Annotated in this window: 25 protein-coding genes; 10 read left to right on the forward strand and 15 right to left on the reverse strand. The window is 52.8% G+C overall.

Annotated elements, in window-relative coordinates; translation table 11 throughout:
• Positions 1–21: 21 nt before the first annotated feature.
• Positions 22–888 carry a glutathione-dependent disulfide-bond oxidoreductase gene (gene yghU, locus FDW98_RS16480; protein WP_096755684.1) on the forward strand — a complete coding sequence of 289 codons (867 nt, stop codon included), beginning with the start codon at positions 22–24 and terminating at the stop codon, positions 886–888.
• 55 nt (positions 889–943) lie between these two features.
• Here the strand turns inward: yghU and hybG are convergent, their stop codons facing one another.
• From hybG to FDW98_RS16530, 10 genes are all read right to left on the reverse strand, one after another.
• Positions 944–1192: a hydrogenase maturation factor HybG gene (gene hybG / locus FDW98_RS16485; RefSeq protein WP_096755683.1), complete on the reverse strand. Its 249-nt coding sequence runs from the start codon at positions 1190–1192 to the stop codon at positions 944–946.
• Positions 1193–1222: 30 nt separating this feature from the next.
• Entirely contained in the window at positions 1223–1564 is a 342-nt protein-coding gene (gene hypA / locus FDW98_RS16490) for a hydrogenase maturation nickel metallochaperone HypA (RefSeq protein ID WP_096755682.1), read from the reverse strand.
• Positions 1557–2045: a hydrogenase-2 assembly chaperone gene (hybE, locus tag FDW98_RS16495; protein ID WP_096755681.1), complete on the reverse strand. Its 489-nt coding sequence runs from the start codon at positions 2043–2045 to the stop codon at positions 1557–1559. Before hybE ends, hypA begins: the two co-directional genes overlap by 8 nt.
• A complete protein-coding gene (locus FDW98_RS16500; protein ID WP_115257493.1) occupies positions 2038–2532 on the reverse strand; it encodes a HyaD/HybD family hydrogenase maturation endopeptidase in 495 nt (164 codons plus the stop codon). Before FDW98_RS16500 ends, hybE begins: the two co-directional genes overlap by 8 nt.
• A complete protein-coding gene (gene hybC / locus FDW98_RS16505; RefSeq protein WP_096755679.1) occupies positions 2532–4235 on the reverse strand; it encodes a hydrogenase 2 large subunit in 1704 nt (567 codons plus the stop codon). Before hybC ends, FDW98_RS16500 begins: the two co-directional genes overlap by 1 nt.
• Positions 4232–5410 carry a Ni/Fe-hydrogenase cytochrome b subunit gene (gene hybB / locus FDW98_RS16510; protein ID WP_096755678.1) on the reverse strand — a complete coding sequence of 393 codons (1179 nt, stop codon included), beginning with the start codon at positions 5408–5410 and terminating at the stop codon, positions 4232–4234. Before hybB ends, hybC begins: the two co-directional genes overlap by 4 nt.
• The gene (hybA, locus tag FDW98_RS16515; RefSeq protein ID WP_096755677.1) at positions 5400–6386 is read right to left on the reverse strand and encodes a hydrogenase 2 operon protein HybA; all 987 of its coding nucleotides are present in this window, start codon (positions 6384–6386) and stop codon (positions 5400–5402) included. The genes hybB and hybA overlap by 11 nt, the downstream gene beginning before the upstream one ends.
• A 2-nt stretch (positions 6387–6388) precedes the next feature.
• Positions 6389–7507, reverse strand: a complete 1119-nt coding sequence (hybO, locus tag FDW98_RS16520) for a hydrogenase 2 small subunit (RefSeq protein ID WP_096755676.1) — start codon at positions 7505–7507, stop codon at positions 6389–6391.
• Between the two features lie 188 nt (positions 7508–7695).
• Positions 7696–7983: a DUF2623 family protein gene (locus FDW98_RS16525; RefSeq protein WP_096755675.1), complete on the reverse strand. Its 288-nt coding sequence runs from the start codon at positions 7981–7983 to the stop codon at positions 7696–7698.
• Between the two features lie 85 nt (positions 7984–8068).
• Positions 8069–9709 carry a methyl-accepting chemotaxis protein gene (locus tag FDW98_RS16530; protein ID WP_096759333.1) on the reverse strand — a complete coding sequence of 547 codons (1641 nt, stop codon included), beginning with the start codon at positions 9707–9709 and terminating at the stop codon, positions 8069–8071.
• Positions 9710–10091: 382 nt separating this feature from the next.
• On the opposite strand from FDW98_RS16530, the gene FDW98_RS16535 reads away from it, so the two are divergent.
• On the forward strand, positions 10092–11132 hold the full coding sequence (locus tag FDW98_RS16535; RefSeq protein ID WP_096755674.1) for an aldo/keto reductase: 1041 nt from the start codon (positions 10092–10094) through the stop codon (positions 11130–11132).
• Positions 11133–11217: 85 nt separating this feature from the next.
• On the opposite strand, the gene FDW98_RS16540 is transcribed toward FDW98_RS16535, so the two are convergent.
• Entirely contained in the window at positions 11218–11721 is a 504-nt protein-coding gene (locus FDW98_RS16540) for an ESA_00282 family adhesion-associated protein (protein WP_096755673.1), read from the reverse strand.
• Positions 11722–11827: 106 nt separating this feature from the next.
• Between FDW98_RS16540 and FDW98_RS16545 the strand changes: the two genes are divergently transcribed.
• Positions 11828–12232 (forward strand): hypothetical protein, encoded by a 405-nt coding sequence (locus FDW98_RS16545; RefSeq protein ID WP_096755672.1) that lies wholly within the window; start codon positions 11828–11830, stop codon positions 12230–12232.
• Position 12233: 1 nt separating this feature from the next.
• The gene (locus FDW98_RS16550) at positions 12234–12641 is read left to right on the forward strand and encodes a cytoplasmic protein (protein ID WP_096755671.1); all 408 of its coding nucleotides are present in this window, start codon (positions 12234–12236) and stop codon (positions 12639–12641) included.
• Positions 12642–12704: 63 nt separating this feature from the next.
• On the opposite strand, the gene exbD is transcribed toward FDW98_RS16550, so the two are convergent.
• Positions 12705–13130: a TonB system transport protein ExbD gene (gene exbD, locus FDW98_RS16555; protein WP_096755670.1), complete on the reverse strand. Its 426-nt coding sequence runs from the start codon at positions 13128–13130 to the stop codon at positions 12705–12707.
• 6 nt (positions 13131–13136) lie between these two features.
• Positions 13137–13871 carry a tol-pal system-associated acyl-CoA thioesterase gene (gene exbB, locus FDW98_RS16560; protein ID WP_096755669.1) on the reverse strand — a complete coding sequence of 245 codons (735 nt, stop codon included), beginning with the start codon at positions 13869–13871 and terminating at the stop codon, positions 13137–13139.
• 250 nt (positions 13872–14121) lie between these two features.
• Between exbB and metC the strand changes: the two genes are divergently transcribed.
• Together metC and yghB are read left to right on the forward strand one after the other, a co-directional pair.
• On the forward strand, positions 14122–15309 hold the full coding sequence (metC, locus tag FDW98_RS16565) for a cystathionine beta-lyase (protein WP_096755668.1): 1188 nt from the start codon (positions 14122–14124) through the stop codon (positions 15307–15309).
• 131 nt (positions 15310–15440) lie between these two features.
• Entirely contained in the window at positions 15441–16100 is a 660-nt protein-coding gene (gene yghB, locus FDW98_RS16570) for a DedA family general envelope maintenance protein YghB (protein ID WP_096755667.1), read from the forward strand.
• Between the two features lie 80 nt (positions 16101–16180).
• Here the strand turns inward: yghB and FDW98_RS16575 are convergent, their stop codons facing one another.
• Positions 16181–17080 (reverse strand): AraC family transcriptional regulator, encoded by a 900-nt coding sequence (locus FDW98_RS16575; protein ID WP_137398889.1) that lies wholly within the window; start codon positions 17078–17080, stop codon positions 16181–16183.
• Between the two features lie 194 nt (positions 17081–17274).
• Between FDW98_RS16575 and yqhD the strand changes: the two genes are divergently transcribed.
• The 3 genes from yqhD to FDW98_RS16590 all read left to right on the forward strand — a co-directional run bounded on the left by yqhD (position 17275) and on the right by FDW98_RS16590 (position 21131).
• Complete coding sequence (gene yqhD, locus FDW98_RS16580; protein WP_096755665.1) at positions 17275–18438, forward strand: alcohol dehydrogenase; 1164 nt, start codon at positions 17275–17277, stop codon at positions 18436–18438.
• A 222-nt stretch (positions 18439–18660) separates the two neighbouring features.
• Positions 18661–19488: a 2,5-didehydrogluconate reductase DkgA gene (gene dkgA, locus FDW98_RS16585; RefSeq protein WP_096755664.1), complete on the forward strand. Its 828-nt coding sequence runs from the start codon at positions 18661–18663 to the stop codon at positions 19486–19488.
• A gap of 188 nt (positions 19489–19676) precedes the next feature.
• The gene (locus FDW98_RS16590) at positions 19677–21131 is read left to right on the forward strand and encodes a DASS family sodium-coupled anion symporter (protein WP_096759331.1); all 1455 of its coding nucleotides are present in this window, start codon (positions 19677–19679) and stop codon (positions 21129–21131) included.
• Positions 21132–21217: 86 nt separating this feature from the next.
• Here FDW98_RS16590 and FDW98_RS16595 read toward each other — a convergent pair whose 3' ends face one another.
• Positions 21218–23389: a YgiQ family radical SAM protein gene (locus FDW98_RS16595; RefSeq protein ID WP_096755663.1), complete on the reverse strand. Its 2172-nt coding sequence runs from the start codon at positions 23387–23389 to the stop codon at positions 21218–21220.
• 324 nt (positions 23390–23713) lie between these two features.
• Here FDW98_RS16595 and FDW98_RS16600 point away from each other — a divergent pair, with 324 nt between their 5' ends.
• Positions 23714–25189, forward strand: a complete 1476-nt coding sequence (locus FDW98_RS16600) for a TrkH family potassium uptake protein (RefSeq protein ID WP_096755661.1) — start codon at positions 23714–23716, stop codon at positions 25187–25189.
• Positions 25190–25199: the final 10 nt, after the last annotated feature.

Raw genomic sequence — 25199 nt, forward strand, 5'->3', positions numbered from 1 at the left:
CCACTCAGAAGGCAGGTCACTATGTCAGACAATACTTATCAGCCCGCGAAAGTCTGGACGTGGGATAAATCCAACGGCGGTGCATTCGCCAACATCAACCGTCCGGTTTCCGGTGCCACCCACGAGAAAACGCTACCGGTCGGCAAGCATCCGCTGCAGCTCTATTCGCTGGGTACGCCAAACGGTCAGAAAGTGACGATTATGCTGGAAGAGCTGCTGGCGCAGGGCGTGACCGGCGCGGAATATGATGCCTGGATCATCCGTATTGGCGAAGGTGACCAGTTTTCCAGCGGCTTTGTTGAGGTGAACCCAAACTCGAAGATCCCGGCACTGCGCGACCATTCGCAAAACCCACCGGTACGCGTGTTTGAGTCTGGCGCTATCCTGCTTTATCTGGCGGAGAAATATGGTTATTTCCTGCCGCAGGATTTGCCAAAACGCACTGAAACACTGAACTGGCTATTCTGGTTACAGGGCGCAGCGCCCTTCCTCGGCGGCGGTTTCGGCCACTTCTACAACTATGCGCCGGTAAAAATTGAGTACGCGATCAATCGCTTCACGATGGAAGCCAAGCGTTTACTCGACGTTCTGGATAAGCAACTGGCGCAGCATCAGTTTGTGGCGGGGGATGAATATACCATTGCCGATATGGCCATTTGGCCGTGGTTTGGCAATGTGGTGCTGGGCAACGTCTATGACGCGGCAGAATTCCTTGATGCGGGGAGCTACAAACACGTTCAACGTTGGGCCAAAGAGGTTGCAGCGCGTCCGGCGGTTAAGCGTGGACGGATTGTGAACCGCACTAACGGGCCGCTGAATGAACAGCTTCATGAACGCCATGACGCCAGTGACTTCGATACCAATACCGAAGACAAACGCCAGGGCTAACGCAAGATTCCTTATCCGGCCTACATATAAGGCGTAGGCCTGATAAGCGAAGTCGTCACGCGCTGGTGACGTCGTAATCCATGCGGCGTAACGCGTCTAACGTGGCTTTGGCTTCATCTTCATCGATGATGCTCATAGCGAATCCTACGTGCACCAGTACCCATTGCCCGACCAGCTCAGCCGGATCGCCTTCACAAATCAGGGCAATGTTGACATCGCGCTTGATACCGCAAACTTCAACCTGCGCAAGCTGGTGAATATCTTCACCGACGGTCAGAACCTGACCCGGGACTCCAATACACATATCTGACTCCGTCCCATAGCAACCTATGGGCTATTCGACTTCAATACTTTTCACTTTCAGTGAATCGCCGCTTTCAACCCGCAAACGATCGCCCTGACAACGTGGACATTGCGCATCATGCTGGGTAATTTCCACAACCTGACTGCAATCCCAGCACCAGGCCTGAGCGGGTTTGTATTCAATGTGCAATGCACATCCCTGCGCGACCGTGCCCTGACAGACGATGTCAAAACTGAAACGAACGGCGCTCTCCTCAACGCAGGAGAGCGCGCCAATTTCCAGCCAAACGCCGGTAACACGTTTAACATCGTGCTGCTCTGCCTGCTGCTGAATAATCTCAACGGCGCTCTGGCAAAGCGACAACTCATGCATTTTCACAGCTCCGACGGCCCAACAGCAACGCGCGACGACCAAGTTGCGGTGCGTTCGGATCGCTCACCGGCAGCGATAACAACATTTTTGCGCAATCGTCAGTCAGGCGGACACCCTCTTGTGCCGACATGCTGTGCGAAAGCGGCGACATTAACGAACAGGACAGGTATTGCGATACTCCATCTAGCTCGCCAACGGTAAATGTCATCTCACCATACGGTAAACGCAGCCCCATTTTCTCGCTGACTTTTCGCAGGGGCCAGATCTGATCTGGCCCAGGGAAAATCAGCGCGCTCAGCATCCAGGGCGTGATCACACACCCCGTCCACTGGCCTTCAAACAGCGTAAAATCAGAGACATACACCGGCATATTCGGATGCAGGAACGAGAGATCGTGCATCGAACGGCGGGCTACCTCTTCAAACGCGGCCTGAATCTGCGCTTTTGGGGCTGTCTGAAAGCCTAAAAACTCTTCAGACATGGGCCGCCTCCCGAGGGATGGCTTCCACACCCGATTCGCGCAGCGCGGCGAGAACCTGCTCAAGCGCAGGTTCAATCATGGCTTCAACCGTCGGCGTTAGCCCGATATGCGGCTCCAGCGATTCCGGAATAACGCCGACCAGAGTCAGCTTCTTCGGAAACTCGCCGGTAAAACGCAGGGCCGACAACACGTCGGCCAGGCCAAGCTGGTGCGGCGAGATTTTATTGGTAAACAGCGCCGGGATCTCTTCATCCCGCAGGACCATCATGGTTCCCGGCGTGCTTTTTCTCGACACAATGGCGTCAGCAATGATCAGATGATCTCTGTCCGCCATATCGCCGAGCAACTCCATCCCCGCTGTACCGCCATCCAGAACGTCAACGAAATCAGGCAGGATGTACCGTTGCTCTAATGCCTCAACGATACGTACCCCGATGGCTTCGTCAGTCAGCAAAATATTGCCGACCCCTAAGACTAATATCCGCATTACAGAACCTTAACTGAGACGACTTCGTTCCCGTCAACGTCCACCACATGCACCGCACATGACATACAAGGGTCGAAGGAGTGAATAGTACGCACCACTTCCAGCGGTTTGTTCGGATCGGCGATCGGTGTGCCTACCAGTGAACGCTCATACGGTCCCACTTCGTCATTAAAGTTACGCGGGCCAGAGTTCCAGGTTGAGGGGACAACCGCCTGATAGTTGCTAATAATACCGTCTTTAATCACCATCCAGTGAGAAAGCATACCGCGTGGTGCTTCGAGGAAGCCGACACCTTTGAACTCGCCAGTGGCCGGGATATTCGGTTTCACGAAGGTGGTGTGATCGCCTTTACCGATATTCACGATCAGCGCATTGTACTGATCCTGCAGAACATTCTGCAGTTCACAGCAGTGAACGGTACGACCAATGATACGACCCAGCGTAGAATGCAGCTGCGCCACTTCGATGGTTTTACCGGTCAGCTTGGTGTAAATCGCAATGATCTCATTCAGCTTGGCATGGGTAGACTCGCGTTTTGCCGCCAGTTTACACAGCATGTTAGCCAGCGGGCCTACTTCCACCGTTTTGCCGTAGAAGGTTGGCGCTTTAACCCAGGAGTATTTGCCATCGTCAGACCAGCCGGTGTAATCCGGAACCGTGGTGCCTTCCCACGGCGCCTGCGGCGCTTCGTCTTTGTACCACGCATGTTTCGCACTCTCCTGAATCCCTTTGATCAGGTATTCATCAGAATGAGAGGTGATCGGACGATAGGTCGACAGGTCTGCATCGGTAATGTAACCACCAGGGAACAGGAAGCTGCCGTTTTTGCCGTCAGTCGGGAATTCCGGCGCGCTCAGGTAGTTTACCGCACCCTGGCCGCGTTCCAGCCACTCCGGATAGAATGCGGCAATAACCGCGGTATCCACTTTGTACACCTGCTCAACAAAGTCGCTCAGCTTATCAATGAAGGACTTGATGTACATCAGACGTTCAAGGTTCAGCACGCCAAGACCGTCGAGGTTGATTGGGTTCGCCACCCCACCGACCGCCAGGTTCTGGATGTGCGGTGTTTTACCGCCCAGCAGCGCCACGACGCGGTTGGCATCACGCTGGCATTCCAGCGCCTGCAGGTAGTGTGCAACTGCAATCAGGTTCACTTCCGGTGGCAGTTTCATTGCCGGGTGACCCCAGCAGCCGTTGGCAAAAATACCTAACTGACCGCTGGCAACCAGGTCCTTGATCTTGTTCTGAACCTTAGTGAACTCTTCCGCGCTGTTCAGGTGCCAGGTCGACACGCCGTTCAGCATCGCCGAGGCTTTTGCTGGATCGGCTTTCAGTGCGGAGGTGATATCCACCCAGTCCAGCGCAGACAACTGATAGAAGTGCACGATATGGTCATGCGTGGTGTGCGCTGCCAGAATGATGTTACGGATGTACTGCGCGTTCACGGGAACATCAATGTTCAGTGCGCTTTCAGCAGCGCGCACGGAAGAGATAGCGTGCGTGGTGGTACACACACCACAAATACGCTGCACAATCATCCACGCATCACGCGGATCGCGATTCTTCACGATCTCTTCCATGCCGCGCCACATGGTACCGGACGCCCATGCTTTTGATACCACGCCATTTTCGATTTCGCAGTCGATGCGTAAATGGCCTTCAATACGGGTTACCGGATCAATAGTAATTCTCTGGCTCATGCTTTGCTCGCCTCATGACGATTTTGATCGTTTTGTTTTAAAGGAGGAAGTATCGGCAGTAGACGAATGAGTACGATGTATGCACAAATCTCAATAGCCACAAAACCAATAGAAATCAACAGTTCTTCCCAGGTCGGGAAGTAGTGGTAGCCACCACCAGGATTAAACGCCACCAGCGAATAGGACAGACGCCATGTCGCACAACCCAGCAATGCGCTCAGCGCAGACAGGTACAGCATGCGCGAGTCATTTCGCAGTTTCGCGATACGCAGTACCACCAGCGGGAAGACCATCAGCACAACCTCAAGCCAGAACATGGCTGAGTAGAAATCGCCTGCAAACGCATACGACAACTTGTCCCGATAGATCAGTTCACCAAAGCGTAGAACCACGAAGATCGCCAACAAGACGCTAATCGTATTCGTCAGTTTGATGAACAAACTCTTCTCGTCCGGCCCATTACCTTTCAGGCCGCTTTGTACCAGCGAACCTTCAAAGATGACTATCGAGAAGCCCATTATAAAGGCGGTAAGCACCGAGAATAGCGGCAGCATTTCATAGGCTTGCCACAGTGGATGCACCTTATTACCGGCAGAAATCATCAATGAACCCATTGAAGACTGGTGCATTGTCGGCAGCAGTGCGCCGAGGGCGATAATAAAGAACATCACTTTGTTCAGACGCTTGAGCGAAACTTTCCACCCCAGGCGTTCAAACAAGGCCGGCGCAAATTCCAGCGCCATGATGCCGATATAAATGGTCATACAGACTGCCGTTTCGAACAGCACCGAGTTCACGTTAAAGTGGCCCGGAATGTAGAAATACGGCAGGTTCCAGTAACGACCGACGTCAATGGTGATCGACAGGCCCCCCAGAGAATAACCAAACAGGCTCGCCAACAAGGCTGGGCGCACCAGCGGGTGATATTCCCCTTTGTTGAAAACATAGACCGCCCATGCCAGTGCCCAACCGCCACAGGCAAAACCGGTGCCGATCAACAGGTCAAACGCGATCCATACACCCCACGGGAATCCACCGTTCAGATCGGAGACTGAGCCCAACCCGAAGACCAGACGTTTTACGATCAGGAGCATACACAGGACGATTAACGGCCCAAAAATAATGACCGGCTTGCTGATTATTCTTCCGCCCAGCGGTTTAGGATCATGACTCATGATCGTCTCCTCCATCGTGATGGTCGTTTTTCATATTACGACGAACCAGCACGGTTATGCCCGCCAGCGCTGCCAGGGGTAAAATCATGCCCTTATACAGGGAATGTTGAACATGCTCAGAACGCGCACCGGTTGACAGGTCAGCCAGCTGTGGGAGATCCAGATTTTCATAAGGAACGCCCGTCAGTACCAATACCTGCGTACCGCCGCCTTCTTTCTCGCCGTACAGGTGCGGGTAATATTTCGGCACCGTGTGCAGATAGGTATCGCTGTCTTTCACCGTCTGACGCGGATAGTGGTATTCGCTGCCAGGCTTCAGCGCCAGGCGTTTTTTCGCCTCAGCCATCAGCTCTTCGCGCGTACCAAAAATCACCGCACCGGCAGGACACACTTCAACACAGCCCGGTAAACCACCTTTATCCAGGCGCTCTACACCTTTCTGGTTACACAGCTCGCACTTATGGAGTGCACCAAACGGGTTGTTGTAGTCGTATTTAGGCACGTTGTACGGACAAGCGACCATGCAGTAACGGCAACCGGTACAGACATCTTTGTCATAGTGGACGATGCCGGTTTTCGGATCTTTTTTCAGCGCGGAGACCGGACAAACAGAAACGCAGTTCGGATCGACACAGTGCATACATTGTTTCTTGATGTACGCGTAGCCGTTCTGCTCCTGGTCTTTGTTAACGCCTGTTCCACTACGCCACACCTGAATGATGTTATTGGTGTACGGTGACAGTTTGTCGTTGTTCGACCAGGTCTGCTCCCCCTCAGGGTTGCGCGCCGGGAAATTGATGTCCTGACACTTGGTGACACAGGCCTGACAGCCAACACACAGCGTCGAGTCATACAGCATCCCAAGGGAACCCGGGATCGGCGGACGGTTTTCTGCAGCCGCATGGCTGACGGACGGCGCAGCGCCCAACAGCAATGCTCCGCCAGAAGCTGCTTTAATAAAGTTACGTCTGTTCACGGTTATTCTCCCCGTGAGTCAGCGTTATCTTTCTTTTGCTGACGTCCCAGTTCACGTACCGCCATCACGCTGACGCCGGCCACCAGTCCAACTACGCCACCCAGCAGCCCAATAGCCCCAGCAGAAATGTTGCCACCTTCTTTCAGGTTGACATCCGGCTTCTCTGAACGCGGAGTTTGGTTTTCCACAGAAGCGAGTTGGTGAATGCCTTTATGGAAACCGACGCCTTCTTCGTTACAGCCGTAGCAAGGGTGACCGATCGCCACTGGCCACACGCCGCCAACATCACAGAACTGTAACGTTGAGCAGTTGCCGTAGGTTTCTGGCCCTTTACAGCCCAGATGGTAGAGGCACCAGCCTTCACGATGGCCTTCATCGCCGAACTCTTTAGCAAAACGACCCGCATCAAAGTGCGGACGACGCTCGCAGTGTTCGTGGATCAGACGACCGTAGGCAAACGTTGGACGGTTTTTCGCATCCAGCTTCGGTGGCTTACCGTAGGTGATGATGTGTGCGACCGTTGCGAGGAAGTTATGCGGGTTCGGCGGACAGCCTGGAATATTGATGATGGTTTTGCCTGGCAGGACTTCCTGCAAGCCAACTGCCCCCGTTGGGTTAACGCCCGCGGCAGCAACACCACCCCATGCGGCACATGAGCCGATAGCAATGATCGCCGCAGCGCCTTCGGCCGCCTTGCGGATATGATCCACAATAGGCTCACCGGCAACCATGCAGTAAACACCGTTATCTTTCAGTGGGATAGAACCATCTACGACCAGAACATACTGCCCTTTGTACTTCTCCAGAGCGTTATGTTTGTTCTCTTCAACCTGGTGGCCGAAGGCGGCGGAAAGCACCTCATGGTATTCCAGAGAGATCGTCTCCAGGACGAGGTTTTCCACGGTAGGATGTGTCGCACGAAGTAGCGATTCAGTACAGCCCGTACACTCCTGAGCACCAATCCAGATAACCGGCGGGCGCTGAGGGCGGGATACTGATTCCGCCATTTCTGCGGCGGCTTTGCTACTGAGCCCCATGGTAGCGGCCAATGCTGCACAAAGCTTCATGAAATCACGGCGATTAATGCCGTTCGAATTGATGAGAGAGTTATCTCCAGTCATTTTATTGTTATTCCGTTGCGAAGACCTGGCTTTTATTTTGCACCATCCGCATGTTGCTTATTGCGATCGGCGCGCCATTACCACACTTTTTATATGGTTATGTGCATTATAATACTTCGGCAGGGCAACAAAACGAAGGTGTAGGTCAATAGTGTAATTAATTAAAGCAAGATAATACCCCTTTCGGATCAAGCTTCGAGCCGATAGCCGGCCATGAAAAAGCGAATTGTTGTACTGGACTGGTTCTCCTTGAAGAAATCCATCACCATTTCTTTATCCAGCCCGTAGCGGCGCGTGAGGATCCCCGCCTCCCACGCACTCAGTTGCCGATCGCCCGTTCGTTCAAACATCCGATGTGAAAAGCCCAGCACAAAGCCACGCTTATAGTCAGCACAAAAATTCGCCACCGTTCGCGCGCTATCTGCACTTGAGGCGTTTAATCCTGCCATCAGGCCTTTTCCAAAATGGTTATCCATGCATTACCTCCAATCGCTATATAATAAATTATATAGCGATTTTTTAAGCAAAGGCCAGAGGTATCACGCACTTTTTTGTGCCAGATTAAAAGGCCACCCATTCATCCGGTTTAGATGCTTTAGGCGCAGCGCTTTCTTCGGCGGGTAAAACGGTGTTGGTTGGTGCATGCTGCACGTCACTTGCGGAAAGCCGGAACTGCTGAACGGCACGCTGCAGGTCTTCGGTTTGTCGCTCCAACGCCACTGCCGCCGCCGATACCTGCTCCACCAGCGCGGCGTTTTGTTGGGTCACGCTGTCCATTTGTGTGATCGCGACGCTCACCTGTGAGATGCCTTTATTCTGTTCTTCAGAGGCGGAGGCGATCTGTTTCATGATCGCCGTGACTTCGGTCGCTCCGCGCAGAATAGCGTCCATCGTCAAGCCGGTCTCCTTGACCAGACGCGCGCCCTGATCGACACGGCGCGCCGACTCGCCAATCAACGTCTCAATCTCTTTCGCCGCGCCTGCGCTGCGACTGGCAAGATTTCGCACCTCACCGGCAACCACCGCAAAACCACGGCCCTGTTCGCCCGCTCGGGCCGCTTCGACGGCGGCGTTGAGCGCCAGGATGTTGGTCTGGAAGGCGATACTGTTAATGACCGAAGTAATCTCAGCGATCTGCTTCGAGCTGGCAGCAATCCCGTCCATCGTATCGACCACCTGTGAAACCAGCGTGCTGCCTTTGCCTGCCGTTTCTGATGCCGTATCAGCAAGCTGGCTGGCCTCACGCGCATTTTCGGCGTTCAGTTTTACCGTTGCGGTGAGTTGCTCCATGCTGGCGGCGGTCTCTTCCAGCGCTGCGGCCTGCTCTTCCGTACGCGAAGAGAGATCGTTATTGCCGCTGGAAATCTCCGTCGCGCCGCGCCAGATGTTGTCGCTACCTGAGCGAATCGTACTGACGGCTTCACGCAGGCTGTCCTGCATCGCACTGAGTAAAGGCACCAGTTGCCCCACGCAGTTACGACCAAATTCTTCAATCGGATGGCTAAGATCGCCCTGAGCAATCTGGCGGAACTGCTGGCGAATGCGTGCCAGCGGCTTCACCATCATTGATACAAGATAGCGGTCGGTAAAAATAAGAATGGCAATACCGAGGATAACGGCGGTGATAATCAAGGTACGGATAATCGACGTTTTACCGTCGACCATAATCCGGGTCGCATCCAGTCGCTCACCGGCGGCGGTATTAAACCGCTCGGCGCTGGCACCAAAGTCGCGGCTTAGCGCCGGTGTCACGGTGCTGGCATGCTCTGACCAGGCGGTAAGCGATCCCTGCTGCGCCAGTTGCATTTGCGGGATCACGCCTTTCTCCAGCAGCGCTTGCCACGTCGTCAGCACCGCGGTGGCAATTTCCGCATCCATCGGCCCCGGCGACAGCGTTTTCATCTGCTCAAGTTTGTTACGCAAACCATCCAGCGATTGCTGAGCCGGACCAAAGTCAGGCGCTCCGCCGCCAATTTTGACATCCACAGCTCGGTTTAGCCGTGTGACAAAGCGAAAGTACTGATCGTTCCCCTGACTAAGAACCGTCATCTGCTGTACGAGATGACGATCAATCTCATTGCCTGCTGATATTTTGGATAACGAATGGAGGCTAAATAACCCCACGCCCGACCAGAGCAGGCAAAATAGTCCCAGTATTGCCAGCATGACGATACGAATAGTGAAGTTTTGCAGCAAACGCATAATAGTTTCCTTGCCGTAGATGAGGATTTTCGCCATCAGGCGAGTCTTATCCTTGTTATCGGCAGGTCACGAAGAAGATATAATGTGTTGTTTATTTTTTTACTTTTTTAAGCACATCAACCATTGCTGATTCTCCCCGTTATATCGATATGAAGGCTAATAAAAACAGCAATTATTATTACATGGGAAATCAATTCCATGTGTTAAATAAGGGAGCGGTTATCTGGCCCGACACCTGAAGGATGCTTTTTAACACGAAACACAACTCTCAGTTTTTCATCTCAATGTGACCTGGTGAACGGGATAATCATCGTGAAACAGCTAGAATAGAAACGTCGTTTCGAAATTCACCTGCACGATTAACCTGCACTAAGGAGATCTCATGGCCTGGTTTGCCAACCCTGAACGTTATGAGCAGATGCTCTATCGCTACTGTGGCCGCAGCGGTTTGCGCTTGCCTGCACTGTCGCTGGGTTTATGGCACAGTTTTGGACACGTCCAAGCACTGGATTCACAACGTGCCCTGCTGCGTAAAGCATTTGATTTAGGCATCACGCATTTCGATTTAGCCAATAACTACGGGCCGCCGCCGGGCAGCGCTGAAGAAAACTTCGGCCGATTATTGCGTGAGGATTTCGCGCAGTACCGTGACGAATTAATCATCTCTACCAAGGCTGGCTACGACATGTGGCCGGGACCGTACGGTTCTGGCGGCTCGCGTAAGTATCTGCTTGCCAGCCTCGACCAGAGCCTGACACGCATGGGCCTGGACTACGTCGATATCTTCTATTCTCACCGCGTTGACGAAAGCACGCCAATGGAAGAGACCGCTGCGGCGCTGGCTCACGCCGTGCAAAGTGGCAAAGCGTTGTATGTTGGTATTTCATCTTATTCCCCGGAGCGCACGCAAATAATGGCCGACCTGCTGCGGGAATGGAAAATTCCGCTGCTGATCCACCAACCGTCCTACAACCTGCTTAATCGCTGGGTCGACAGCAGTGGCCTGCTGGATACGCTGGACACAAACGGTATTGGTTGCATCGCCTTTACCCCGCTGGCTCAGGGGTTGCTGACGGGGAAATACCTGAACGGTATTCCAGAAGGCTCGCGCATGCAGCGTGAAGGGAAAAAAGTCCGTGGCCTGACGGAAAATATGCTGACGGAAGAGAATCTTAACAGCCTGCGGTTGCTGAACGAGATGGCGCAACGGCGTGGACAGTCGATGGCGCAAATGGCATTGAGCTGGCTACTCAAAGATAATCGCGTGACGTCAGTGTTAATTGGCGCCAGCCGTCCCGAGCAGTTAGAAGAAAACGTTCAGGCGTTGAATAACCTGACGTTCAGCGCTGAAGAACTGGCGCAGATAGATAAGCACGTCGCCGACGGCAAGCTCAATCTGTGGCAGGCCTCATCAGATAAATAATCGTCTAAACAGTGTGCCGGGGGCGGCGTTGTCGACCCGGCTGTCATCGTTTCATGTTGGTCAGTTCAGAGGCGAATGATATACCTTAAACCTCTTCGGCATTGATGGACGGGCGCTGGAACTCTGGCCACACCAGGGCGACGAGTGCAGGATAGGCTTCCAGGCTGAACTCCCTGAAACATTGACGTAAATTGAGCACATCTAAATCGGCGTGCGGGACTTTCTCTCCGCTCAGGCAGCGTTTTTTGATGTTGTCGTAATATTTGTAGACCGCTGAATTGAGATCGCTGCAGCGCCGCTGTGCATCAAATAGCCCTGGCGTTTCATTTAACTCCATCATGGTCATCCGCTTTATTGTCGAGTGGATAAAATCAATATATTCATGATTGACCCGCCAATACCATACCGGCGTAATTGAATTCATCAATGCTGAGAAATGATCTTCCCCCTCTTCTTTGCTCAGCGTTTCCAGTTTGGGATACGAGGTCAGTTCCTCATTCGATCGATTTTTATTTGCACCGCGCATCAGCACAAGAACCCCGCAGGTAAGCAATAGCAGGGTAATAACAGAATAAAATATACTGTTCATATACAGGCTCCATTTTTTTTGATTTTAAAATTACCCCATGCTATTGTCAACGCAGCCTGTCTTATTAAAAAAAACTTACCTCACTGGCAGTAAAGGATATTTCAACATGCTTCCCGAGCATCTTGTTCCCTCTCGTTTTCATTTATCTACATCCCCAACCAATACTGATACCGTAGAAAATAGTGAAAATTTGACTCAGGGAAAGACAACCTTAAGCGAGTTTGAAGCGGATATTTTAATTAGTGCCACCGCTACCGGTCAGACCCGTAACATGTTATTTGAAGAATGTGACCGCCATTTAAAAGAGCGACTGTTTCGCGCAGCAAAAATCGAATCATTCATCCGTCTGCTTAATTCACTGCAAGCAGAAGGTGACATTAACGCACAAGAATTAAGTAAAATTTTGGCAAAAAACACTGCGTTAATAAATGAGCAGGGCAATAAAATTTGGCTTAATTTACTGACTCGCGAAACCAGCGATCCGATTTTTTATTCTCTGGAAGAGAAATAAAATGAAAGATGCTGAGGATAACAACGTTTATTTGGCTTTAGACAACTATAAAAGTGACGAATTTGTCTTAAAGCAGAATCTGGATATCTTAATTGCCAATAAAAATGCCACGCTGGAGAGCGTGGCTCAGGAAATGGTATCAATACCCGCAGCCCTGGTACGCATGAAGTGGCAAAACCGCCGGGAAATCTATGCTCTGCAAGCCAAAGAAGAGATCTACGGTGCCACCATTGAAGCCATTATTGCCCAACAGCCGGCGCTGCGGGACAAAATCATGGCCCGTCTGGAAAGCGCGTACCAGCATTTACTCGCGCGAGAAACGGCGACATTGCGCCTGACGCGTAAGCTATCTGAAGGGAGTTATGCCGCGACCAGAGTCACTACCGTCGCGCTGGACGAAAAGAAATGAGGGGATGGAGGAAGCCGAAAGAGGAGGCCGGGTAAGGTGAAACCCTTCACCCGGCAACAGAGATTACTTCGCTTTCACGGTCTCTTCACCAACCAAACCAATCTTCAGGAAACCTGCCTGATGCAGCGTATCCATCACTTTCATCATGGTTTCATAGTCGACGGTTTTATCAGCCCGGAAGAAGATAGTGGTATCTTTCTTGCCTTCTGTCAGCGTGTTTAGCGCGTTAATCATAGTTTCATCGGTCACCTGATCGTTGCCGATAAACATCGTGTTATCCGCTTTCACTGACAGGTAAACCGGTTTTTCAGGACGCGGTTGCGGCGTGCTGGTCGAAGCCGGTAGATTCACCTTCACATCCACCGTTGCCAGCGGCGCGGCCACCATAAAAATGATCAACAACACCAACATAACATCGATGAACGGCGTGACGTTGATGTCGTGCATTTCACCGTTATCGTCCAGGTTTTCATTAAAACTCATTGCCATGGAACATTATCCTACACGTAATTTCTGCGCAGCGCGTACCGGATGCGCCGCAGCGCTTGCACTCAGGTCCAGATCGCGACTTTGCAATAACAGCACCTGTGCCGCAACATCACCCAGCATGGCTTTGTAGCTGCCAATCTGACGGGCGAAGATGTTGTAGATAACAACAGCAGGAATAGCGGCAACCAAACCAATCGCGGTGGCTAACAGCGCTTCTGCAATCCCCGGCGCAACCACGGCCAGGTTCGTCGTTTGCGTTTGTGCAATACCGATGAAGCTATTCATGATGCCCCATACTGTACCGAACAGACCCACAAAGGGAGAGATAGCCCCAATGGTCGCCAGGTATCCATTACCCCGCCCCATATGACGCCCTACAGCTGCAACGCGACGTTCCAGGCGGAACCCGGTACGCTCTTTAATCCCTTCGTTGTCATCGCTGCCTTCTGACAGTTCCAGCTCGTTCTGCGCTTCGTTAATTAACATTGCGCCCAGGCTTTTGGCATCAAATCCAGCGGCAATCTCACTTGCCTGGTCTAAAGAGCGGGCATCTGCCAGCAGTTGCTGTTCGCGCTTAAGACGGCGCTTCTGCGTAAAGAACTCAAGGCTCTTACTGAAGAAGATAGCCCAGGTGACCACGGACGCCAAAATTAGCCCAATCATCACGCACTTAACCACGATATCGGCGTGCTGATACATACCCCAGACGGAAAGGTCCGTCTGCATCAAATTATTACCCACTCTGTATCTCCAGGACGCAAATCACAAAATCTGAGCGTAATGATATCAAAAAGACGTCGAATTGATAGTCGTTCTCATTACTATTTACATAGTGCCGCACCTTTGGTTTCTTTTCCTTGCGCTTACGCAGTAAAAAAGTCAGCAGACACATTTTGGGACTATTTTCTACTTTATGGCCCTTCTGCAGGATGCGTCGCCGAAGATCCATGCTAGTTTAGACATCCAGACGTATAAAAACAGGTAACCCAACATGGCAGACAAGCATCTTGAGACCAAACTCGTTCAGGCAGGACGCAGTAAAAAGTACACGCAGGGTTCCGTCAACAGCGTGATCCAACGCGCCTCTTCACTGGTATTCGAATCCGTTGAGGCTAAAAAACAGGCCACCCACAACCGCGCTAACGGCGCACTTTTTTACGGACGCCGCGGCACGCTGACGCATTTCTCCCTGCAGGAAGCCATGTGCGAGCTGGAAGGCGGCGCGGGTTGCGCCCTGTTTCCCTGCGGCGCCGCAGCCGTTGCCAACACGATTTTGGCCTTTGTTGAACACGGTGACCACGTGCTAATGACCAACACGGCCTATGAGCCGAGCCAGGATTTTTGCACGAAAATCCTCGGCAAGCTCGGCGTAACCACCGGCTGGTTCGATCCGTTAGTCGGTGCCGATATTGTGAAGCACATTCAGCCGAACACCAAAGTGGTATTTCTGGAATCTCCCGGCTCCGTCACTATGGAAGTGCATGATGTTCCGGCGATTGTCGCCGCCGTCAGAAGCGTAGCGCCGGACGCCATCATCATGATCGATAACACCTGGGCTGCCGGGGTGCTGTTCAACGCGCTGGATTTTGGAATCGACATCTCAATTCAGGCGGGCACCAAATACCTGATTGGCCATTCCGATGCAATGGTCGGTACGGCGGTATCAAATGCCCGCTGCTGGGACCAACTGCGCGAAAACGCCTATTTAATGGGGCAAATGCTGGATGCCGATACCGCCTATATGACCAGCCGCGGACTGCGAACTCTGGGCGTTCGTCTGCGCCAGCATCACGAAAGCAGCCTGAAGGTTGCCGAATGGCTGGCCGATCATCCGCAGGTCGCCCGCGTCAACCACCCCGCGCTTCCCGGCAGCAAAGGGCACGAATTCTGGAAACGCGATTTTACCGGCAGCAGCGGTCTGTTCTCGTTTGTGTTGAATAAGAAGCTGAACAATGACGAGCTGTCAGCGTATTTGGATCACTTTACGCTGTTCAGCATGGCCTACTCCTGGGGCGGGTTTGAGTCACTGATTCTGGCCAATCAACCCGAACACATTGCCGCCATCCGTCCTGAAGGCAACGTGGACTTCAGCGGAACGCTCATCCGTTTACACATCGGTTTAGAAAATGTTGACGATCTGATTGCGGATTTAGCCGCCGGATTCGCCCGAATCGAGTAACATTGCCGCAGTTGGACATATATGCAGACACTTCTGGTGGAAAAGTCTGTAATTGTTGCGTCCGGGATCAAGGCATCCCGGGCAATTCAGGAGTACAATCCACACATAAACGCTGTTCCACAGGAAAGTCCATGGTCGTCATTCAAGATATTATCTCCGCGCTCTGGCAACACGATTTTGCCGCGCTGGCAGATCCGCACGTTGTGAGCGTGGTGTACTTCGTCATGTTTGCCACGTTGTTTTTAGAAAATGGTCTGCTGCCTGCTTCCTTTTTACCCGGAGACAGCCTGCTGTTACTGGCCGGGGCGCTGATTGCGCAGGACGTAATGAGCTTTATCCCGACGATTGCTATTCTGACTGCCGCAGCCAGTCTGGGCTGTTGGCTGAGCTATATTCAGGGGCGCTGGTTGGGTAATACGCGGACGGTGAAAAGCTGGCTGGCGCAATTACCTGAAAAATATCATCAGCGTGCCACCTGTATGTTTGACCAACACGGTCTGATGGCGCTGCTCGCTGGACGTTTCCTGGCATTTGTTCGCACCCTGCTGCCGACAATGGCGGGAATTTCCGGTCTGCCTAACCGCCGGTTCCAGTTCTTTAATTGGTTGAGCGGCCTACTGTGGGTCACCGTGGTCACCAGCTTTGGCTATGCGCTCAGCATGATCCCGTTCGTTAAACGCCATGAAGATCAGGTGATGACCTTCCTGATGATCCTGCCCCTCGCCCTGTTAACCGCAGGCCTGTTAGGCACCTTGTTTGTGGTGATTAAAAAAAAATGCTGTAGCGCCTGAGTCGTCATCGTTGGCCGGGTAAAATCACCCGGCATTTTCGCCTGATGGCGCTTTGCTAATCAGGCCAACGGTGAACATCATTAACTTCCCTGCATCGTCCGAATTCTTGCCGCATCTTCTCCCGGAGTCACACCAAAGTACCGTTTAAACTCGCGACTAAACTGCGACGCGCTCTCATAGCCAACCCGCATTGCTGCCGCGCTGGCCTTCATGCCGTCGTGAATGATCATCATCCGAGCCTTATGCAGGCGATAACTCTTCAGATACTGCAGCGGCGAGGTGCTGGTCACCGATTTAAAATTATGATGAAACGCCGACACGCTCATGTTGGCCTCTGCCGCCAGTTGCTCAACGTTGAGGTTCTCGGTGTACTTGTTTTCGATGCGCTTCAGCACGCGACTGATCAAACTGAAATGCGTCTGACGACTGACCAGTGCAAGCAGCGCGCCACCGCGTGGGCCGGTCAGCACATGGTACAAAATCTCACGGATGATCTGTTTACCCAGAATTCGCGCGTCCAGCGGTCGCTCCATCACATCCAGTAAACGCTCGGCCGCGCAAAGAATCTCGTCAGAAAGCGTGGCAGAGTTTATTCCGCTCGCCGCCATTGCAGGCTGAAACAGTTCATCTTCGCCAATGTCCATCAGAAGTTCCTGCAATTGCAGGATATCGACATTCAGCCGCAGACCGGCCAGTGGAATCTCCGGTGTCGCATACGTTTCACATTCAAAGGGTAAAGGTACGGTGAGCAGCAGGTATTCGTTGGTGTCATAACGAAATACACGCTCATTGATGTAACCAATTTTATGACCAGAGAAGAGAAATATAATGCCAGGTTCATACATCACAGGGGTGCGCAGCCCAGGCTCCATGCCATACAGTAAACGCACATCAGGCAGCAATTTATTGAGTTTATTTTCATTATTTTTCAGCTGCTTAATTTTTTCCGTCAGCAGAAGGCAGACATCATCACGGTTCATAGAGCACCCTTTCGTCATCGAATTGTAACGTCCACAGTGTGCGTATTTTTATCCGTTTTCTCCAGTAGTCTGTAGAAATAGGCAAGACATTGGCAGAAATGAGCATTGAGAGGAATGCGTCTGACGACCACAATGTTCACCATCAGGCAGACACTCACCTGCCCTCTTTTTTTACCCACACAAGGTAACGAGCAATGAATAACTTTAACCTCCATACCCCAACCCGCATTTTGTTCGGTAAAGGCGCTATCGCTGAACTGCGCGATCAAATCCCTCAGGATGCTCGCGTGCTGATTACCTACGGCGGCGGCAGCGTGAAAAAAACCGGCGTACTGGCACAGGTTCAGGATGCCCTGAAAGGTCTGGATGTACTGGAGTTTGGCGGTATTGAGCCGAACCCGTCTTATGAAACGCTGATGAATGCGGTCAACATCGTGCGTGATGAGAAGGTGACATTCCTGCTGGCCGTCGGCGGCGGCTCTGTTCTCGATGGCACTAAATTCATCGCCGCAGCGGCTCATTACGCTGAAGGTGTCGATCCGTGGCGCATCCTGGAAACTCACGGCAACGACGTAAAAAGCGCCATCCCGATGGGCTCCGTTTTGACCCTGCCGGCAACCGGCTCTGAATCAAACTCCGGCGCGGTAATTTCCCGCAAAACCACCGGCGATAAGCTGGCCTTTATGACACCGTTTGTGCAGCCGGTCTTTGCCGTGCTGGATCCGGTTTACACCTACACTCTGCCGCCGCGTCAGGTCGCAAACGGCGTAGTGGACGCGTTTGTTCACACCGTAGAGCAATACGTAACATACCCGGTCAACGGCAAAATACAGGACCGCTTTGCCGAAGGTATTTTGCTCACATTGATAGAAGAGGGCCCGAAAGCGTTGCAGGAGCCAGAAAACTACGATGTCCGCGCCAACGTCATGTGGGCAGCGACCCAGGCGCTGAACGGCCTGATTGGCGCAGGTGTACCGCAGGATTGGGCTACCCATATGCTCGGTCACGAACTGACCGCGATGCACGGTCTCGATCACGCACAAACACTGGCCATCGTTCTGCCGGCACTGTGGAATGAAAAACGCGACACTAAGCGCGCCAAACTGCTGCAATACGCGGAGCGCGTCTGGAATATCAGCGAAGGGAGTGATGACCAGCGTATCGATGCAGCCATTACCGCGACGCGTCAATTCTTCGAGCAGATGGGCGTCCCAACCCGCCTGTCCGACTACGGTCTGGATGGCAGTTCCATCCCGGCGTTGCTGGAAAAACTGGCAGCGCACGGTGGGACGAAACTGGGCGAACATCAGGACATTACGCTGGACGTCAGCCGCCGCATTTACGAAGCGGCACGCTAGGTTTTTTGACCTCTGACTTTCGTTTTTGGGTATTTATACCAGGCTTAAGTCACACAAACCTCACCGGGGCTGCTCCGGTGAACTCAATTTACACCCAATCATTCATGATGCATCGAGGCGGCAATTGAGTGAATCCCCGGGAGCGTACATAAGTACGTGACCGGGGTAAACGCAAGCAGCCAACAAAGAGGCAGCCTGAAGGATTCAGTGTAGGGGGGAATTATGACCAGTCCGACCATTATCAAGCTACAGGATGGTAACGTCATGCCTCAACTGGGCCTGGGGGTCTGGAAGGCAAGTAATGAGGAAGTCATCTCCGCGATCCATAAAGCGCTGGAAGTCGGTTATCGCTCTATTGATACCGCTGCCGCGTATAAAAATGAAGACGGTGTCGGTAAAGCATTACGCGACTGCGGCGTGCCCCGGGAGGAGTTATTCATCACCACTAAACTGTGGAATGACGACCAGAAACGTCCCCGAGAAGCGTTGCTCGAAAGCATGGAGAAACTCCAGCTCGATTATCTCGATCTTTACCTCATGCACTGGCCCGTCCCGGCAATCGACCATTACGTTGAAGCATGGGAAAACATGATCGACCTGCAAAAACAGGGACTCATTAAAAGCATTGGCGTGTGCAACTTCCAGATCAACCATCTCCAGCGCCTGATGGATGAAACGGGCGTTGCGCCAGTGATTAACCAAATCGAGCTGCACCCGCTTTTACAGCAGCGGCAGCTTCATGCCTGGAACGCCACGCATAAAATCCAGACTGAATCCTGGAGCCCGCTGGCACAAGGCGGCAAAGATGTGTTCGATCAAAAGATAGTTCGCGATCTCGCCGAAAAATACGGTAAATCACCGGCACAAATTGTCATTCGCTGGCATCTGGATAGCGGCCTGGTGGTGATCCCTAAATCAGTCACTCCTGCGCGTATCGCGGAGAACTTTGATGTCTGGGACTTCCGCCTGGACAAAGATGAGTTAGGCGAAATGGCCAAACTCGACCAGGGCAAACGTCTGGGACCGGACCCGGACCAGTTCGGCGGCTAATCCCTTCTCTCCAGCCCGGCATCCCAGTCGGGCTCTTCCTGCATGGAAATATCAAGAAACAATTCACTTACATTTATTGATGTATTTACTTCAGTCACTGGAGCAGCATTACGCCACATAACTTACTAATTATTCAATAAATATATTCATACGGTGAATGTATTCACAATGTCTATAGGTGCGTGACCGTGGCTGAAAAAAAACCGCAGGGAGTTAAATGGCTCCCATTAATTCTAATAATTTTGATTTCAGCCGGGCTCTGGCAACTTACCCCACCAACGGGGTTAAGCGCTTCCGCCTGGCATTCGGCAATCATTTTCGTGGCCACTATCGCCTCTATCGTGGCAAAAGTTCTGCCCATTGGCGCAGTCGGTATTATTGGCATAACCGTCTTTGCCCTCGCCTATGCCGCCGGGGATAAAACCGCCAGCGGTGCGATTACCACCGCTCTGAGCGAACTGAACAGTTCACTCATCTGGCTGATCGTCGTTGCCTTTATGATTGCCCGCGGGTTTATCAAAACCGGCCTTGGTCGACGTATCGCCCTGCAGATGATCCGCCTGCTCGGCAAGCGCACGCTCGGACTTGCCTACGGCCTGGCGTTTGCCGATCTGATCCTCTCTCCCGCGATGCCCAGCAATACGGCACGCTGCGGCGGCGTCATCTATCCGATTGCCGACTCACTGGCGCGCAGTTTTCATTCCAATCCGGAAGATGAATCGCGCAGCAAAATCGGCACCTTCCTCATTACCTGCATTGGCAACGTCAACGACGTCACCGCCGCACTGTTTATGACCGGCTATACCGGCAACCTACTTGCAGTAAAACTGGCGGCCAACGCCGGGGTCACGCTAACCTGGGGAAGCTGGTTTATGGCGGCGCTGCTGCCTTGCATGGTGTCTTTGCTGTTGGTTCCGCTGCTGGTGTACTGGCTGGTGCGTCCAGAAATTAAACACACGCCGGATGCCCCGAACCTGGCCCGTCAGGAACTGGCGGAAATGGGCAGCATGTCACGCGGTGAGTGGTTGATGCTGGGTACCGTTGGCGTCCTGCTGGTGCTGTGGATTTTTGGCGATACGCTAGGCGTCGATGCCACCACCGCGTCGTTCGTTGGACTCTCAATTTTACTGCTCAGCGGTGTGCTGAGCTGGGAAGACGTCAAAAGCGAAAAAGGTGCGTGGGACACGCTGATTTGGTTTGCCGCACTGCTGATGATGGCAAACCAATTGAAGAAGCTCGGTTTCACCACCTGGTTTGGTAATCTGATCGGCGATAGCCTCAGCAGTACCATGCATGGCACCAGTTGGGTGGTCGTCCTGCTACTGCTTAACGCCGCCTACTTCTACACCCACTACTTTTTTGCGAGCGGAAATGCGCAGATCGCCGCATTGTACGCGGTATTCCTTGGCGTCGGCCTGCATCTGAATATCCCGGCAGCCCCGACCGCATTGATGCTGGCTTTCACCAGCAGCCTGTACTGCTCTCTCACCCAGTACACACATGCGCGTGGTCCGATCCTGTTTGGTGCAGGGTATGTGCCGACGGGCGTCTGGTGGCGAACAGGGTTTATCGTCAGCCTGTTTAACCAGGCAGTCTTTATTACCGTAGGTCTGATGTGGTGGAAGGTATTGGGGCTGTACTAAAACAGATTTGCCGGATGGCGATGCAAGCACCTCATCCGGCTTTCAAAGCAGTGGCCCAGTAAGCAGAGCGCTACCGGGCTTCAGGATTAACGCCCTGCTACTTTGCCACGCTTTTTATTCGCGGCGGGCGTCTGGCGCTGGTGTGCAACAGGTGTGTGCTTGGTCAGTGCCGGGCGGGTATGACGATTCTGGCGACGCGCTTCACGCATTTCTTCCAGCGTAGGCGACGGAACCAGACATTCACGACGACCGCCAATCAGGTGCTTTTTACCCATATCTTCCAGCGCCTGACGGATTAACGGCCAGTTAGCCGGATCGTGGTAGCGCAGCAGCGCTTTATGTAAACGACGCTGCTTATCGCCTTTCGGCACCACCACATCTTCACTCTTATAACCAATTTTACCCAGCGGGTTTTTCCCGGTGTAATACATGGTTGTCGAGTTCGCCAGCGGCGATGGGTAGAAGTTCTGTACCTGATCAAGGCGGAAACGACGCTGCTTCAACCACAACGCCAGATTCACCATATCTTCGTCACGCGTACCCGGGTGCGCAGAGATAAAGTAAGGGATCAGATACTGCTCTTTACCGGCCTGCTTCGAGTAGGTGTCGAACAGCTCTTTAAAGCGGTCGTAGCTACCCATGCCCGGCTTCATCATCTTCGACAACGGACCTTCTTCGGTATGTTCCGGTGCAATCTTCAGATAGCCACCAACGTGGTGGGTCGCCAGCTCTTTGATGTAGCGCGGATCTTCCACGGCGATGTCGTAGCGCACGCCGGACGCAATCAAAATCTTTTTGATGCCTTTCAAATCACGTGCGCGACGATAGAGGTTAATCGTCGGTTCGTGGTTGGTGTCCATATGCGGGCAGATGTCCGGATAAACGCACGACAGACGACGGCAGGTCTGTTCCGCACGTGGCGACTTACAGCGCAGCATGTACATGTTGGCCGTTGGGCCACCCAGATCGGAAATCACGCCGGTGAAGCCCGGTACGGTATCGCGAATCGCCTCGATCTCGTTGATAATCGAATCTTCAGAACGGCTCTGGATGATGCGTCCTTCATGCTCGGTGATCGAACAGAAAGAACAGCCGCCAAAGCAGCCGCGCATAATGTTGATGGAAAAACGGATCATCTCGTAGGCCGGAATACGGCTGTTGCCATATGCCGGGTGCGGGACACGTTTATACGGCAGCGCGAAGACGCTATCCATCTCTTCGGTCGACAGCGGGATCGCCGGAGGGTTAACCCAAATGTAGCGGTCGCCGTGTTTTTGCATCAGGGCGCGCGCGCAGCCAGGGTTGGTTTCGTGGTGCAGAATACGTGAGGCGTGAGCGTACAACACTTTGTCGCCTTTCACCTTCTCATAAGACGGCAGCAGCACGTAGGTTTTTTCCCACGGCTTCGGACGCGCAGGCTGAACGGTCACCGCTTTGGCTTCCTGCTTTTTAGGCGCTACTGGCTTGTTATCTGCACACGGTAAATCTTCACCGTACGGATGCGGGATAGGGTCAATTTTCCCCGGCATATCCAGACGCGTGGAATCCACACCGCTCCAGCCGGGCAGCGCTTCTTTAACCATAATCGCGGTGTTACGCACGTCGCGGATTTGGTCGATGGTTTCACCCATCGCCAGGCGGTGCGCAACTTCAACCAGCGGACGTTCACCGTTGCCGAACATCAGCATATCCGCTTTGGAATCCACCAGCACCGAGCGGCGCACGGTATCAGACCAGTAATCGTAATGCGCGGTACGACGCAGGCTGGCTTCAATACCACCAAGGATCACCGGCACGTCTTTCCATGCTTCACGACAACGTTGGGTATAAACCAGTGTGGCGCGGTCCGGGCGCTTACCGGCGACGTTGTCCGGCGTATAGGCATCATCATGGCGCAGGCGACGATCGGCAGTATAGCGGTTGATCATCGAGTCCATGTTACCGGCGGTTACGCCGAAGAACAGATTCGGTTTACCCAGACGCATAAAGTCGTCTTTACTGTTCCAGTCCGGCTGGGCGATAATCCCGACGCGAAAACCCTGGGCTTCCAGCATACGGCCACAAATGGCCATACCGAAGCTCGGGTGATCAACATAGGCATCCCCGGTAACCAGAATAATGTCGCAGCTATCCCAGCCAAGTTGGTCCATCTCTTCTCGCGACATTGGCAGAAACGGCGCGGGGCCAAAACAGGCGGCCCAGTACTGCGGCCAGGAGAAAAGGTCTCTGTCCGGTTGGATCAGGGATATTGCGCTCATAATGCTTCCAAAAATGGTAAAAAAATAATCAAAGGCCGGGGATTATACGCTGTATGCCCGCCAGAAATGAAGCGGAGTCTGAGCCAGACGAGTAGAAAGTTAAATAAATTGTTAAATTTTACTACGCCTACTTTTATCTATACCCAAAATAATTCGAGTTGCATGAAGGCGGCAAGTGAGTGAATCTCCAGGAGCATAGATAACTATGTGACTGGGGTGAACGAACATAGCTAACGCACATGCAACTTGAAGTATGACGGGTATATCATAATTGACATCATGTCTTGCCAGCCGGACCAGGTCTTTTTGGCGGGGGATTTTCCATTGCATCGCAACGAATCACTTAATATTTCCCAGCTGCGGGTTGTTCTTCACCTGTGCGGATTTCTGGTTCTCCTGTACAGCTTCTCTATGCTGCCGCCGATGGCCATCGCCTTGCTGAACAAAGAACGGAGTTATTTTGCTTTTTTGAGCACCTTTGCCGTTTTTTTTACCCTCGGCGGCGGTGCCTGGCTGGCGACAAAACGTGCAGGCATTCAGCTACGAACCCGCGATGGGTTCGTCATCATCGTTCTTTTTTGGCTACTTTTTTCATTCATCAGCGCCATGCCGATGTGGATGGAAGACGGGTTAAACCTCTCTTTTGCCGATGCCCTGTTTGAAGGCGTCTCCGGTATTACCACCACCGGGGCGACGGTCATTGACGATGTCGGCGCGATGCCCAGATCTTATCTGTATTATCGGGCGCAGCTCAATTTCATCGGCGGCCTTGGCGTTATCGTCCTCGCCGTTGCCGTCCTGCCGCTACTGGGGATCGGCGGCATGAAGCTGTATCAGTCTGAAATGCCAGGGCCGTTTAAAGAAGAACGCCTCACCCCACGACTTGCCGATACCGCACGCACGTTGTGGCTAACCTATGTCACGCTGGGGCTTATCTGTACGCTGGCCTACTGGGTTGCCGGCATGTCGTTTTTCGATGCGTTATGCCATGGGCTTTCGACAGTCTCCCTCGGAGGGTTCTCTACCCGAAGCGAAAGTATCGGTTTTTATAACAGCCACGCCATTGAGCTTGTCGCCGGACTGTTTTCACTGCTTTCAGCGTTTAACTTCACCCTCTGGTATGTCGCCATTGTGAAACGGACCTTCAAGCCTTTTCGCCGTAATGCCGAACTGCAGCTGTTTCTGATCATTGCGCTGGTGATCACCCTGATAGCCACCTGGCAGGTCTGGCGGGCAGGTATGTACAATTTAACGGACAGTCTGGTGCATGCTTTTTTTCTGGCAAGCTCAATGCTCACAGACAACGGCCTGTCGACGGCGGATTACGCCCAGTGGCCTTCACATACTATCTTCATGCTTCTCATCGCCAGTTTCTTCGGGGGGTGTATCGGTTCGACCTGCGGGGGTATTAAGGCGCTGCGTTTTTTAATTATGTTCAAGCAGTGCCGACAGGAATTACACCAACTGGCCCATCCTCGTGCATTACTGAATATCAAAGTGGGTAATAGCGTGGTTAACGAGCGCGTGATCCGCTCAGTGTGGAGCTTCTTTTTTCTCTATGCTTTGTTTACCAGTTTTTTCGTCTGGGCGCTTAATCTGATGGGCTACGATCTCTTTTCCTCGTTCGCCACCGCCGCGGCCTGTATCAATAATATGGGGCTGGGATTTGGCGTCACGGCGGTCACGTTTGGTACTTTAAACGAAGAGGCAAAGCTGTTGATGTGCGCGGCCATGATCATGGGGCGTCTGGAAATCTACCCCATTTTGATTCTTTTCTCGCGCATGTTCTGGCGGGCGTAATAGCCTGCCC

The organism is Citrobacter sp. wls711 (genome assembly GCF_005281055.1).
Lineage (GTDB): Bacteria > Pseudomonadota > Gammaproteobacteria > Enterobacterales > Enterobacteriaceae > Citrobacter > Citrobacter gillenii.